16 protein-coding genes are annotated in these 13,586 nt (G+C 55.3%); 2 read left to right on the top strand and 14 right to left on the bottom strand.

Annotation, left to right across the window (positions count from 1 at the left end; all coding sequences use genetic code 11):
* Positions 1-239 precede the first annotated feature (239 nt).
* Complete coding sequence (locus GXP52_01830) at positions 240-839, top strand: sigma-70 family RNA polymerase sigma factor (protein ID NOY86026.1); 600 nt, start codon at positions 240-242, stop codon at positions 837-839.
* Between the two features lie 113 nt (positions 840-952).
* Here the strand turns inward: GXP52_01830 and GXP52_01825 are convergent, their stop codons facing one another.
* From GXP52_01825 to GXP52_01760, 14 genes are read right to left on the bottom strand one after another with little or no spacing between them, the layout of a single operon-like run.
* Positions 953-1,894, bottom strand: coding sequence for a hypothetical protein (locus GXP52_01825; GenBank protein ID NOY86025.1), 942 nt, complete (start codon positions 1,892-1,894; stop codon positions 953-955).
* On the bottom strand, positions 1,869-2,930 hold the full coding sequence (locus tag GXP52_01820) for a hypothetical protein (GenBank protein ID NOY86024.1): 1,062 nt from the start codon (positions 2,928-2,930) through the stop codon (positions 1,869-1,871). The genes GXP52_01825 and GXP52_01820 overlap by 26 nt, the downstream gene beginning before the upstream one ends.
* The gene (locus GXP52_01815) at positions 2,927-3,358 is read right to left on the bottom strand and encodes a hypothetical protein (GenBank protein ID NOY86023.1); all 432 of its coding nucleotides are present in this window, start codon (positions 3,356-3,358) and stop codon (positions 2,927-2,929) included. The genes GXP52_01820 and GXP52_01815 overlap by 4 nt, the downstream gene beginning before the upstream one ends.
* Positions 3,352-4,038, bottom strand: a complete 687-nt coding sequence (locus GXP52_01810) for a hypothetical protein (protein ID NOY86022.1) — start codon at positions 4,036-4,038, stop codon at positions 3,352-3,354. The genes GXP52_01815 and GXP52_01810 overlap by 7 nt, the downstream gene beginning before the upstream one ends.
* Positions 4,038-4,703, bottom strand: a complete 666-nt coding sequence (locus tag GXP52_01805; GenBank protein ID NOY86021.1) for a hypothetical protein — start codon at positions 4,701-4,703, stop codon at positions 4,038-4,040. The genes GXP52_01810 and GXP52_01805 overlap by 1 nt, the downstream gene beginning before the upstream one ends.
* The gene (gene cpaF, locus GXP52_01800) at positions 4,700-6,298 is read right to left on the bottom strand and encodes a Flp pilus assembly complex ATPase component (protein ID NOY86020.1); all 1,599 of its coding nucleotides are present in this window, start codon (positions 6,296-6,298) and stop codon (positions 4,700-4,702) included. The genes GXP52_01805 and cpaF overlap by 4 nt, the downstream gene beginning before the upstream one ends.
* A gap of 53 nt (positions 6,299-6,351) precedes the next feature.
* Positions 6,352-6,663, bottom strand: a complete 312-nt coding sequence (locus GXP52_01795) for a helix-hairpin-helix domain-containing protein (protein ID NOY86019.1) — start codon at positions 6,661-6,663, stop codon at positions 6,352-6,354.
* Positions 6,663-7,907: a hypothetical protein gene (locus tag GXP52_01790; protein ID NOY86018.1), complete on the bottom strand. Its 1,245-nt coding sequence runs from the start codon at positions 7,905-7,907 to the stop codon at positions 6,663-6,665. Before GXP52_01790 ends, GXP52_01795 begins: the two co-directional genes overlap by 1 nt.
* A complete protein-coding gene (gene cpaB, locus GXP52_01785; protein NOY86017.1) occupies positions 7,904-8,575 on the bottom strand; it encodes a Flp pilus assembly protein CpaB in 672 nt (223 codons plus the stop codon). The genes GXP52_01790 and cpaB overlap by 4 nt, the downstream gene beginning before the upstream one ends.
* A gap of 12 nt (positions 8,576-8,587) precedes the next feature.
* Entirely contained in the window at positions 8,588-8,746 is a 159-nt protein-coding gene (locus tag GXP52_01780) for a hypothetical protein (protein NOY86016.1), read from the bottom strand.
* A complete protein-coding gene (locus GXP52_01775) occupies positions 8,736-9,347 on the bottom strand; it encodes a hypothetical protein (protein NOY86015.1) in 612 nt (203 codons plus the stop codon). Before GXP52_01775 ends, GXP52_01780 begins: the two co-directional genes overlap by 11 nt.
* Entirely contained in the window at positions 9,344-10,462 is a 1,119-nt protein-coding gene (locus GXP52_01770; GenBank protein ID NOY86014.1) for a hypothetical protein, read from the bottom strand. The genes GXP52_01775 and GXP52_01770 overlap by 4 nt, the downstream gene beginning before the upstream one ends.
* Positions 10,449-10,994: a pilus assembly protein gene (locus tag GXP52_01765; GenBank protein ID NOY86013.1), complete on the bottom strand. Its 546-nt coding sequence runs from the start codon at positions 10,992-10,994 to the stop codon at positions 10,449-10,451. Before GXP52_01765 ends, GXP52_01770 begins: the two co-directional genes overlap by 14 nt.
* A gap of 17 nt (positions 10,995-11,011) precedes the next feature.
* A complete protein-coding gene (locus GXP52_01760; GenBank protein ID NOY86012.1) occupies positions 11,012-11,263 on the bottom strand; it encodes a hypothetical protein in 252 nt (83 codons plus the stop codon).
* Positions 11,264-11,829: 566 nt separating this feature from the next.
* On the opposite strand from GXP52_01760, the gene GXP52_01755 reads away from it, so the two are divergent.
* Positions 11,830-13,386 carry a hypothetical protein gene (locus GXP52_01755; protein ID NOY86011.1) on the top strand — a complete coding sequence of 519 codons (1,557 nt, stop codon included), beginning with the start codon at positions 11,830-11,832 and terminating at the stop codon, positions 13,384-13,386.
* Positions 13,387-13,586 lie beyond the last annotated feature (200 nt).

The raw sequence follows: 13,586 nt of genomic DNA, 5'->3' as shown, positions 1-13,586 counted from the left end.
GTCCCACTATCGACTCGGATCATCTCATACCGGGCGAAGCTACCACTTCATATACCGAGAACAACCTGATAAACTACCAGTCCTGTCATTTGCCCCCGAGGCCGCTCTGTCAGGCGGCGTTTATATGTTGAAGATTATCAGAGGGATTAACACAGACCCGCAGGCTATCCATCCGCAGGTGGATTTTACGGCTTTGTGCCGCTCGTGCCATCCGGTCGCCGCTTATTAAGGACTTACTTGTGTTATCCGATCCGGACAGAAATGATAGAGACCTTGCGGTAAGGATTCAAAAGGGGGATAGGAACGCCTTCACGGAACTTGTATCCGCCTACCAGAACAGGATATTCAACTTTACATATCAATTTTTCAGGAACGAGGACCTGGCGGCCGAACTGACCCAGGAGACGTTCCTGAGGGTGTTTCGATTCCTCAGGCGGTACGATCCGAAGAAGAAGTTCTCCACCTGGATCTACAGCATTGCGAAAAACATCTGCATAGACGAATACCGCAGATTGAAAAGAGGTAAAATCGTATCGATGCATGAAATTCCCCCCGGCGCCATCGTCGGAGATAGTGACGCCCGGCATCTGAAGGACCCCTCCTACATATCCATGCAGATGGAGGAGAGGATGTTCATCGAAGAATCCATCGCCCTTCTCCCCGAGAAATACAGGATGGCCATTATCCTCTGCTACTTTCAGGATCTTTCCTACCGGGAAATCGGGGACATTCTCGGGATCAGCCTGAACCTTGTCAAGGTGAGGATTTTCCGTGCAAAAAAGAGGCTCCTGGAGATTATGAAAGCCAGGTCGGAACCGGATGGAATAGCCGCCCCTTAAAGTTCGGTTCATCCGGTTAATGCGTACCTTATATTATTATTTTGCTGTCATTGCGAGGAGCATCGAGGGAGACGAGAGTGACGCGGCAATCCCTGGCGGAGCTGAAAAGGTCGTCACGGCGCCCTCCGGTCGTCCACGGGATCGTTCCCTTCGGCTTTCCGAACACCAGGCAGTATCTCAAGACCGCTTAGTGCCAGTTCCCGCATCATCCCGTCACTCTCTTTCCTGCGAAACGGTCGCAGTATATAGGCCTTCTGGAAAATCTCCTCCGCGTAAGGATTCAGGGCCATGACTGCCGTGTCGCGCTGCCCTGGCGACAACAGGGGTAAAAGGGGAGTGATCAGCTTTCCCGCACCGGCTGCATCGTATTTGGACAACCGTTTTTTCGCCTGTTTGAGTATCCTGGAGAAGGTGGCCTCCTCCACATACCCCGGGTGACTGCGGTGGCTGTATTTTGCTTTGACAGGGGTACTCCTCGGCCGGTTTGCCGCATTCCCCTCAACATGTTCCACCGCCTTATTCTCATCCCTGGGTTTATCCGCCGTGAATTCTTCCCGATGCCCGATGTTAAAGGGCACCGTTATAGTCATTCGATCATGATCTTCGATTCCTGTGCGTTGATAAAAGCCGGCGGCGGAAACCGTGAAAACCATCACGACAGCCGCCAGAATATGTATCGGTTTCAGATGCCCCATGATTTTCAGGTTTTTCAGGAAAGTTCTGTTGCGATTACGGAATACCTCCCCCTCTTCCAGGAGAAAAAGTTTATATGGAGGAAGTGGGATGGGGCGGCCGGGTCTCATCAATTTCAACCGGCTTTTACCCTGTCCCCGTGCCGGGGTGCGAAAAAGCGGAGTCGGCCTGAGGATGACCTCGCCGGCGAAGCGTGGAAAGTGGGGGTCGTTCACCCGGATTTTGCTGCTTGACGACCGGCCCAAAGAGATGCTGTTTTCTTCAGGCCTATGGACCGAGACCACCCATCCGGCCCGGGTCAGCAGTATGAGAAAATGGGCGGGCTTCGGTGCCGTGTCAGTCGAACATGCTTTCCGCTTCATCGAGTTCCCTTTTTCCATCCATCCATGTCCCGGGGACCCAGGCCTTGAGGTCGTCCATTTCCTCCCTGGCCTTGGAAATTTGCCCGGATGCAATTAGAGATCTGCTTTCAATCACCGTCTTTCGTAAAAGGGCCTGCATCTTTTCCTCGACTGCGGTTTTCATCGACTCAAGCTTTTTCCCCGAATCCCTGTCTCCGGCATCCCGGATACCGTCTCTTACTATAAGATAACATCGGGAGATTTCCCGGCCTCCCGCCATGGGATCTTCGAGGATGGATCGGACCTTCTCCATTTTATCCCTTATCGCGTCCCCTCCCTTTTCTTCCGGCAATCGGGTTTGGATCCGGACATTTTTGATCCCCCAGGATCTCACCGGCCCGGTATTCTCTGAAGGCCGGATTACCATGTCGTGAGGTGCCTGAAGGGAAAGGAGGGTTGGGATGGGAACCGAGACCTCTTTGCCCCAGCCGCGGGGGACCGCTATCCGCCGCGGTGTTGGGTGCCCGTCTATTTCAATGAACAGGGTCAATCCATCCCCCAACCCACCAGGCGTGAAATTCAGCCGGCCCCGACCATCGCGCGGCAGGGAAAAGGTGAAGCGGACTCCCCTGGGGTGAGCCCGGTCCTGCTTGAGATTGCCGTAAGGACCGTTTGAAGGCAGGGCAATCCCGGCCCAGTCCTGTCTGATTTTATCTCCTTTGGAAGGGGTGAGAAAAAGTCCGACAAGCCAAAGACCCCCAAAGATAATGGCTATGGGGAGGAAGAATTTAAGCTGCAGGCATGTCATGCTGATACTTGTGTTCCCCAGAAAAATCCTTCGGGGATTCAAACCACCGGATATTTTTCTCTCATTTCCAACATCGGATGCCCCATGGACTACCTTTCCGTCAGCAACCTTTATGCTCCTGTCAAAAACCTCCGGATGACAAATTATCAGATCATCCTCTTTTTTTATTCCGATGGAAAAGGAGCCGGTTAAAAAGAAAAAGCGCCGCCGTTTCTTCCCCTTCCGGATGGTTGCGATGCACGGGGTCATGGTCGATCCTCCCCTTCAGCTCTTAGCTTTTCGGGCGAAGCGCTCACCGGGATAGTATTGCCACACTCCAGGTGTGCCCTGATGACTATGGACAGCCGATCTCCCAGCGCCATCTTCAATGGAGGGCTGCCGGGTGTGTGCGGGACCTCCAGGATGTGCCGGCAGCCTCCAGGCGAGGACGGGAGCCGGAAGGGGCCTACAGCCCGGGTTGAGCCGAGAAGCCCCCAGGATGCATCGAAAAAGTATAGATCCAGGTAAAACCTCATCCAGGCCGTGTGTACGCGTCCCGTGTGCAGAAGCAGAATGGCGGATCCGTTCCCAGGCCGCCTGCTGAACATGAAGCCTCTCAGTCTGCCCCTGAAGCTGCATCGGATGGCAAGGTTCCGGATAACAATATTGCCGGACCGTGTGTTGACAGCCTCTACCACGGTTGTCTCTCCATCAGGGTTACGATTATAGGACTGAGGATGACGAGAAAAGACGCAGGAAAGATGAAGAGAAGCAGGGGGATCAGAAGCTTGACGGACAGGGTGTTTGCAAACTGTTCCCCCTCCAGGATCAGGCTCTCTCTGATTCTTCCCGACTGTTCTTTAAGTGTCCGTCCAATGGGGGTGCCCAGCGAAAGCGCCTGGGAGATAGCCCCCAAGGCCGCGTCAGCCGTGGACAGTCCCAGGCGTTCACGCATCCTGTCGAGGGCCTCCGGGTGGGATGCTCCAAGTTCGACGTCGTATCTGAGCCGGTTGATCTCAGCCGTCAGTGGGCTTTTCCCGCCCAGGATTTCGGAGGTTCCCAGAAGGGCAGGTATCAACGGGTGGCCCGCCTCGACTCCCAGGACAAGTGAATCGAGCATGGTCGGCAGATCTCGCCGAAGCAGCTCTTTCTTACGATATTGACGGGATTTTTTCGTGGCGAAATAAAGAAGAAACAGGAAAGGGGGAATGAATATAATGGCATTTTTACCGTGGGGGATTGCCCATACCATTGCCGGGACCAGAGGTGCCAGTAGAATTGGGCCGAGCAGGCGATTTTTTGCCTTGAAGGCGATGAAGGCGAGCATGCCTGCCCCCGCGGCCACGGCGAATGCGGCCGTTAGATCTTGAGGATGCATCAGAAAGTCTCCCTGTGGACCATTTTGAAGATAAATGCGGCCCCGATAGCCTGCAGGGCAAGGGAAAGCAGAAGAATCTTCCGGCCGAGGGGACTTCGCAGGACTGGGAACAGGCTTTGCGGACTGACCAGGAACAGCCCGCCGAGAAAGAGCAGCGGGACCATGCACAGGACGATGCCCTGAAGCCGGCCCTGGGCGGACATGGCGGCGATTTTACCGCGCAGCGCTTCCCTGTCCCGAGAGATCCGGGCCAGGAGGTGGAGGGACTCAACGAGATTCGCCCCCGACCGATGGGCGGCTGCCATACTGTGCAGGGCGAGAGGAATTGATCGTCTTTGAAATAGCCCGGCAACGTTTACCAGGGCTTCATCCAGGGATTGTCCAGCCTTCATCCGGGTAAGGACCTGGGAGAAGATCGGGGCCAGGGGGTGATCGGCCGGTCGCGTTACGGATTCCAGGGATTGCTGTAGACTGTGTCCCGCGGAAAGACCGGAGGCTATCCTTTCAAGCATTTCCGGAAGCCTGCGCTCCAGCCGTTTTTCCTTGAAACGGTTGAAATGTCCAAAATCCCTTCCCCTTGGTTTGACCCCGGCAAGGAGCATAGCCGCCGAAATACCCAGTGAGATTCCGCAGACCAGGGAGACTGCAAGATCGGCAACGGTCATTTGACAATCCTCCCGACTCCCTCCAATGAAGCGCGCTGATCGTCATTTACAAGGGGAAAAGAGGGGATCATTCCGGTTGACCGCAGTTCGTTGAATCCACAACCCTTGCGGAATGTAAAAAGTTCCTGGGTAAGGATCTGGTCACCCTCGAGACGGTCCACCTCGGTTATGCTGCTTACTACCCTCCGCCCTTCCGGGGATCGGCTGATCTGAATGACCAGTTGAATAGCGGAGGTGACCTGCTCCCGGATGGCGTGGTAGGGGATGTCCAACCCGGCCATCAGGGCCATTATCTCGATCCTCTTGAGGGCATCCCTTGGGGAATTGGCGTGGCAGGTGGTCATGGATCCGTCATGGCCGGTATTCATGGCCTGGAGCATATCCATGGCCTCCCTTCCCCGGCATTCGCCCACGATGATCCTGTCGGGCCTCATGCGAAGGCTGTTTTTTACGAGGTCTCTGGCTGCTATTTCCCCCAGACCCTCCACGTTTGGGGGGCGTGTTTCCAAACGGATAACGTGGTCCTGGTGGAGGTCTAGTTCCGCTGTATCCTCAATGGTGATAATGCGTTCACCTTCCGGTATGAAGGAGGCCAGGCAATTGAGCAGGGTGGTCTTGCCGGTTCCGGTTCCCCCGGATATCAGGATGTTTATCCGGGAGCGTACAGCTGCCGCGAGCATCTCCGCCGCCTCTGGCGTCAGTGATCCCAATTCAACCAGACTTTCAATGTCAAGCCTCTCGGATGGGAATTTCCTTATTGTAAGAACGGGGCCCATGAGAGAGACGGGGGGGATGATAACGTTGATCCGGGAGCCGTCAGGGAGCCTGCCGTCCATATATGGTGTGAATTCATCCACTCTGCGCCCCAGTGGCGCGAGGATTCTCTCTATAACCCGCATCAACGAATGTTCATCGGAAAAAACCGTGTCCCTCCTGGTGAGCTTTCCCGCGGTTTCCAGATAGACGCCTTCCAGGCCGTTCACCATGATCTCGTCTATGGAAGGATCATTTAACCAGTCATGAAGCGGGCCAAGACCCATGGCGTGTGTCAGGGCTTTTTTTGTCAGGTCATCCGCCATTTTCGGATCGGCATGAGGAGGAAGGAGTCCGAGAATCCTGGGATAAAGATGCCTTTCCGCGCGCAAGGCCAGCGCCTTGTCGTCATCCCCGTCTTTTCTGGTGTCGGAATCAAGTATTTTTGGGAGGGAATTCAGGGCCTCCATCATTATTTTTCTCTCGCTTTCACACGTCAAACCCTCAACAGGGACCTTTTCTTTCTCGGGAGGAGATGTCTCCGGCGAATGGCATATCCGGAAGCGGAAGGGACCGATTCTCACCTCCTGATCGCCGTGAAGAATTGCCGCATCATCAATCACCATGCCGTCCACATATGTTCCGTTGGCGCTTCCACGATCTTTCAGGGAAAAGAAGGTTTTACCCTCCACGAGGCTGATGCAGGCGTGTTTTCTCGATATGGAAGGGTGATCCAGGCGCAGATCCGAATCGGAATCCCGCCCGATCTCGACCCGGTCCCCGGTGGTCCGAACTATTCTGTTCTCCCTTATGGGTGTCTGAAAGGTGGCAATAAGGTTCATTTCAGCTCCTCCCCTGAGGGGGGGCAGGGTTATCCCCGCCCCCCAAGGCATGTTTAATTGGGGTTGACTGTAACCATTTCTCTGAGCCTGTCCGCAAGTTTGGTCCCGATTCCCGGTGCCAGGACAAGGTCATCGGCGGAGGTGAAAGGACCGTGCTCGGTTCTGAAATCTACGATGGATTGGGCTTTAATGGTTCCGATGCCCGGAAGCGCAGTAAGTTGTTCCACGGAAGCGGTATTGATATTCAATCGGGACCCATCCGGGGATGCGGCCGTGACGACCGCGGGCGAGGCGAGGATTGCCATGAAGGCCAGTAACAGTAGAGCGGTTGTGACGGCTTTCGTTCCAGTTATTGATCTTTTCATCACTTTCTCCTTTCATCATCGGAAGGCATCGAGCCCCCGGAGAGGTCGGCAGCCTGTCCGCCGCCCATCCCGTGAGGGCCTGCATTTCCGGCCAACTGGGGTGTCAGGAAGACGACCAGTTCCGTCTCCCTTTTCTGAAAACTCTTTGATTTGAACAGTTCACCGAGGATCGGTATATCTCCGAGAAGCGGAGTCTTTCTGACCTTGATGGCGTCATCGGTGTTGACCAGCCCTGAAAGGACGACAGTCTGGCCTTCCGCGAGGCTCAGCGATGTGGAGATCTTTCTTGTGAGGATCCCCGGTATGCCTTCCACCGAGTTAGCCTGATCAATGGTGCTGACCTCCGAGGTTACAAGTACATTGATGCGCCCATCAGCGGAGATCTCCGGAGCAACCTCAAGAATTATCCCATAGCGTTTCCATGTTACAGACACGTTGCCATCGGCATCGGTCCTGGGGATGGGGATCTCACCGCCGGCCAGGAACGACGCTTTCTCACCTGATCTGCAGACAAGCCGCGGTTTGGAGATGATGCGCGCTTTACCCTGCTCCACAAAGAGATTGATGGTCAATTCCATGGCGCTGTTCGGCAGCAACCGGTCCAGCCTGAATCCCGACGGATCTCTGAAGGAAAAGGACGATGGCCACTTGACCCCGAGTTCCTTTAACGCAGTGCGGTTGATCTCGGTGAAACTGACCTCAAAGGTGATCATTTCCGGGTTGATCACCCCTTTGCGGGTTCCGTCGATGAATGGAAGATTGTATGCCTGGCAGATTTTCCCGACCCGCGCCACGTCATCGGAGGAGGACGGCGTGCCGCTGAGGAACAGATTTTTACCGACAACAGTCATGTCCAGGCCCTTAATCCCTATGGCTGCCATGGCGGACCTGATGAATTTCGCGGCTACCTGGAGGGCGTCCCGGCGCATGGTACACAGGTTGATTATCCCGTTAATGGACCTCGACACCTCCTGAACGCGGCGAAGATCCTCTGGAGAAAGCAGTTCTCCCTGAAGGACGGCGCCGCCGGGGAAGCTGGTGATCCTGAGATTCTCGATATCCCGAAGGGAATGGAGGGCCTGCGAGGGATTGGTCTGCCCTCCCCTCGGGGTCCGGTCACCGACAGTGTCCTGTCCGAAGATCATCTCACCATCCGGGTTTTCGACCACTGCTCTTCCCATACCCGGTGACGCCAGCAAGGCGCCTATGGTCATTACGGCCAGGATGCGGCACGATCGGTTCACCGGTAGTCTCCCCGCGCCCTGGCGATGAGGGTTATCTGACCGCTCTGCATGGCCGAAGACACCTTCAGTGCCAGTTTCTGGTCGACCATAAGAGTGATGGAGGAGGGAAAATTATTCCCCCGCCGGCCCGGCGCCTCCGGACGGATCCAACTGCCCACGGCAAGTATGGGAATCGCTTCCCCCAGAATGGTGCTGGCAGGTTGAGCTGATCCGTCCACGAAGCGGGTCCACACCATGTCGACCCTGTCTCCGGGCGAAAGAAGATGCGCCAAGGTCTGGACCTCGCTGGCGGGAAGAGCCATGGCACGGACCCCGGATGGGATCTTTTCGGTGGGGTAGTGGATCCTGGGCCCCTCGGGCAGGTCCGTCCAGAGAATCGGGTCTCCTTGCGGGACAGGATGGATGAGGGTTCTTCCCTTTATGAGTTCCATGTCCTCGGCGAGAATCGCTCTTCTCGGAAGATGAGCCTTGGGAAACTCGGTTGCAGAAACATTGTCCCCGCTCAAGGCATCCCCGATGGAGAGGGATTTTCTCGTGGTGAGGACCTGTATGGTTTCCTGAATGCCGGTGATCCGGGTCCTGATGGCCTGAATTTTCATCATGTATCCCGTCCCGACCATGATGCCGATCATGCCCGAAATGATAATGACGGATGTCCTGCGCTTCATTCTTTCCTCCATTCAGGGGATGGGTGATGATATGAGGGTGATAATGGTCCGCAGGGATTTTTCAAAAACACCTGATATGCCCGTGGACAGGGCAACTATTCCCATGGCAACGAGGGTTGTGACGACAATGGTTTCCACCAGGGACTGCCCCGTTTTGCGATTAATTGACATGGTTGTCCCCGGTTGATTCGGGCGGGGTGGGCAGGGCGTCAAGATTCAGATGAACCGGGTCGATACCGATGTGGCGAAGTGCGCGGATCAAAGCTCCGGTTCTAATACCCCCCAAAACTATTTTCTCCAGCATCCCTTTGACGTCTCCATCCTCATATGTAGGCGATGACAGGTATGTAAGGCCCCGGTGCGAAGGTGTGGGGTCAGAGGGAAGAAGTCCCGAAAACGGCACGCTCTCTCGAATCATCCGGGCGGGGTCGAGAACCAGTTGTGCCCTGAAAAACCTTCCCGGATAAAGGGTGGAAAGGGGCGGGGGAAACTTTATCGGATTGCTTATATCTGTTTTCCAATGGAAATCCTCCCTGGAAGGGTAGGGTGGGATCATGGAATTTTCATGGGCATCGGTGAGTTCCCTGTAAACCTGCGTGCCGTTGGGGATGGACATCTCGAGCCCCAGAAACTCATCCATCCATACCGGAAAAGCCTGGTACGCCAGCAGGGTCCAGGATGCGGCCACCAGAAGAAGGAGCACCGGGATGACGACGATGAATTCGATGATGGCCTGCCCCCTCTGGCGTGTGCGGGACGTACGGTAATTCAATGCCTTACCTCCTTTAGAAGAGGTCTCGGGATCAGGCGACGGGCCGTGGTTTCCTTGGACACCGGTATCAGGCGGGACCTCCAGAATGGATTGAAAAGATTAGGCGCCTCATCCGGTTTTTCCGGGCGCTCGTAATAGATCTCTCCTGAACTGACGGCGTAGAGCTTGTTTTCGTAGCCGGAAAGCCCCTCTGAAAAACGAGGCGGCCGGGATTCCATCAGCAGCGTCAGGCCGGGAGTGAATTTTCCGTCGGAAATATTAAGGGTCCTGCCATGGGAACGGTAGCCGAACCTGGATGACCGGCTGGCTGTGGACAGAACCGTTTTCCATGTCCAGTGAAAGCGTCTGAAGGTCCTGACCTTGAGTTTATCGAAGGCCGTAAAGTCGTTCGGAAGTACGGAACCTCCTCCCCTCTTCTTGATGGGAAGTGATATGGCTCCAAAACCGATCCTCCAGTTTCTTCTCAGGGTGTGGGAGTTTAAGGTCGATCGTATTATCCGCGTCGTGTCGGTGCCGGGCGGGGGGGCCATGGAGGATGACACCGATCGGGCCTGCCTCAACAAAAGCGCCTGGGAAATGGATGGGATTAAAGCCCCGGGGAAGTTCTCCGAGACGGACTTCCCGGCCGCTTTCAGGGACACGAAGGGGAGGGATGCGCGGATCATCCGTTGCTCGGAACCTATAATGGTCCGGTGTATTCGTGCGGCCGGGATCAGTATCCGCGCCCCCTTCCTGGCCAGGGCTTCCATGGCCCTTCCACCTCTGCCCAGAACTGCCGAGAAGGCCAGACCGCCACCGGGGATAAATCGAATGATTCGGCTAAAGCCGTCAAGGAGCCTGCGGTAGAAGGTCGTTTCGCTCACGAGAGCGTTGACCTGGGCCGACAGGGCATCGTCCGAAAGCATGGCCCTGTTTGCCAGGGCTATGGCATTCAGTCCGTTCGCCTCCACGTTAAGGGCCGATTTGAGGGCCAGGTCGGCGGAAAGCTGCAGCCGGATCTTGTCCCTTACGGCCAGCGAAAGGCGGAATAGCCCCAGAAGCAGGATGACCCCGATAGAAAGGAAAACGATCCCAAGGACCATGGCCTGGCCGGTCCGGCCCTCATGAGTGAGCATGCCCGTTTCCTCTTGCGTCCCTGGGCATCCGGACCGGTTCCATCGGAAGGCTCCATGTGGCCGTCAGGGGAAGTGAGGGACGCGTCATCGCCGATGTCAGGGCGCCTTGGTTAAGCAGGCGGCCGGCCAATGGGACCATCAGCGGGTAGTTCCATGTCACCCGAACCCTTAATAGCCTGTCCGTATCTTGTGTGTCGGCATCGGATTTCCGGGACTGATCCCCGGCTGCTTCCGATGAAATGATTTCCACCTTGAAAGGATGTTTACCGGTGAACACCCGCCCGGTCACGGGCAGCAGAACCCTGCCCGCCGCGGCCGTCATCTGATCCATGTCGCCATTCCATACCGCCCCCGTCCGCGCCGCGCTGAATGCCGCGTATTGAACGGTGACCTGCGCCATGCACAGCAAAGCGCTCTGGAAGAGGACCGTGATCAGGATGAGAAAGACAGGGAGGGTGAGGATCGCCTCAACCGCTCCCTGTCCCTGTTCCGAGGGGTTCGGCCCTTCCTGTGGGATAATATGGATCGCCATCAGACCGGTAACCACTTTTAATGGGCCGAGGGCGAGAAGTCGCCCAGCCCCCTCTGGTTCTTTTCCCTTTCCGCCTTTCTGGCGAACTTGCCCGTATCACTGTGGGATGAACTTCCCGCCAGGGCGGCCGTCATGTTGTAGAACTGGTTCCTCACAACGTCTCCGAAATAGCCCACCACGGCTATTGCGGCGATCGCTACCAGGGCGACGATAATGATGTATTCTGTCATTCCCTGGCCTTTTTCAGATTTTCCTCGTATTAGTGTCATCTTCTCCTCCTTTCTTTGCCTCACATAGGGCAATGGGCGTGCCATCCATGGGTTTCGTTCGCAACTAACTGAAATTAAAGATAAAATATGTTTTAAAGTTCGGAAAGGTTGAGTCTCCGGCAAATCAGATGAGGCCAAAAACCCGGGAATTTGTCCGGATACCGGACAGCCTGTCCGGGGAAAGAACGTCCAACGGGAAAAACAGGCTGGAGGCTGTAAGCTATAGGCTATAGGCAAAGGATAAAGGTAATCCCGAAGGTCAAAAGCTGACTCATCACATCTGTGGTGTGACCTGTAAGTGGTCACGCTGTGTTAAATCAGCTTTTGACCTTGGTTAACTATGCGTTCTCTCCTGTCCTTATCCCCTCCATCCCCTTCATCCCTGTTAGAAAGATACAGGTTTGAATGTATTGAATTTTTCTGTGAACCTTGCCTTAATGCTTTTGAAGATTGTTGAATTAATACTGGCGTAGATTTCAAAAATGTATTCCTTGTTTCCAACGGGTTGATATGGTAGGAATTAAGTGGGTGTTGGTGTGTTCTTATCAGGAGAAAGGGCGATTAAATTGGACCGACCGACGGTTCCCGCTATATATTTTGTAATGCTCCTGGCCATTGGCGCTCTCCTTGGAGCATGCGGCACCTACGTAGACACAACGCCCCCCACCTCGACCCTCACGGACCCCCCCAACTACATCTTCATGAACGGCTCCGGGGAAACCGTCACGTTCCGCGGGACTGCCTCGGACGACACTGTCGGGATCAAGGTGGAGATCTCCTTCGACAACAAGGCCAACTGGACGACGGCTGCTGACAAACCCCTCCTCTCGAGGTTTGACTGGTCATACGCGGCCACGGCGGGGGAGCTGCCCTCCGGTGGTCCCGTCATCTGGACCCGGGCCACCGACAACGACGGCAACGCGGAGGACCCGCAGCTTTGGTCCACCGCCACAGTGTCGATTTCTTCATCTCCGACGGTTCTTAAGAATTTCTATGCCGCCGCCGGAACGGTGCTCTACCGCTCCGGATCCGGGGGAGCCTACGGGACCAGTGCCGCAGGCCCTGTGCTGGCCAACACAAAGGACCTCATGGTTGTCGGCAGCGGGTACGGCACAGCCCTGACCGCGGACGGGTTCTCAGCAGTCGATGCTACCCCTCAGACCGCGCTCGCCACGTCGAGCGGGTCTTCATACATCTTCAGCATAGGGTCTGATCTTACCCTCAAGGATCTCCGGATCAGCGGCGGGGGCATTGGAGTCAAGGCATCCACGGCCACCGCTCTTGAATTGACAGTTCAGGACTCGGTGTTTACGGGGCAGCTGCAGTGGGCTGTGAGCGCCATGGACGCGGGGGGATCAACCGGCGACGTCAACGTCAACCTTTACGGCACCATGGTAGACGCCTCATCAGGGACCGGATCCAATCACGGCGGAGTCTACCTGAAAGGTGCGGTTTACGACATATACGATTCCATGATCAGGGGAAATGAACTTCCGTCGGGGTCCGGCGGGGGTATGTTCGCCGAGTCGGGAAGCGGGGTTATCGACAGCACCGTTTTCTTCGAGAACGCACCGGCGATCTGGATCAGCGGCGCTTCTTCCGTCATTTCCGGCAATGTCATCAACGGGAATCTCGCGAGCAACACCAGGGGAATCAACATTACCACCGGGGGCGGTTCTCCAGAGACACCCGACATCCGTTTCAACGACATCTTCGACAACGCCGGATACGGCGTTCGTATCGAGGGAGGAACAGCTCCCGTTTTTTTCCATAACGTCATTACCGGGAATACGGGGTCAGGTTTTATCCTGGACGGCGACTTCAACCAAACGCCGCTTCCTGATTTAGGCAATTACCTAGTTCCAAATTCTTCAGGGTTTAACAGCATTATTGGTAATTCTTTTTTGGACCAGTCGCTCTCGACAAATAATGTGTTCGTAACAGGCGGGTCTTCGCCGGGAACCATTACTATCCCCGCGCAGAATAATTTCTGGGAATATTTCACTGAGAGTTCCATTAAGGCATTTATAATTGACGGCGATGATACGGCATTTGGTTTCAACCGGCCGATAATAAATGTTTTCTCCCCGGAAGGAAGCAACCCGAACCCGGGTCGCCCATAATTAAAATTAAGGTTTATTCGGGGACTGAGTACCTGGATGAAAATCGGACTTGGAGAAAAACGGATTTATCACAGCCTATGAGGGGCTGCACTGTGTTAAATTAGCTTTGGACCTTCGGGATTGCTTCACTCGGTGATCGGTTCGCAATGACAGCAAAATAATAAAAGTACGCATTAAAGCCGGAAGATCCTAAAATGGAA

This window comes from Deltaproteobacteria bacterium (assembly GCA_013151915.1).
Lineage (GTDB): Bacteria > BMS3Abin14 > BMS3Abin14 > BMS3Abin14 > BMS3Abin14 > BMS3ABIN14.
The sequence above is the reverse complement of the archived record's forward strand: the minus strand, read 5'-3'. Positions and strand labels throughout refer to the sequence as shown.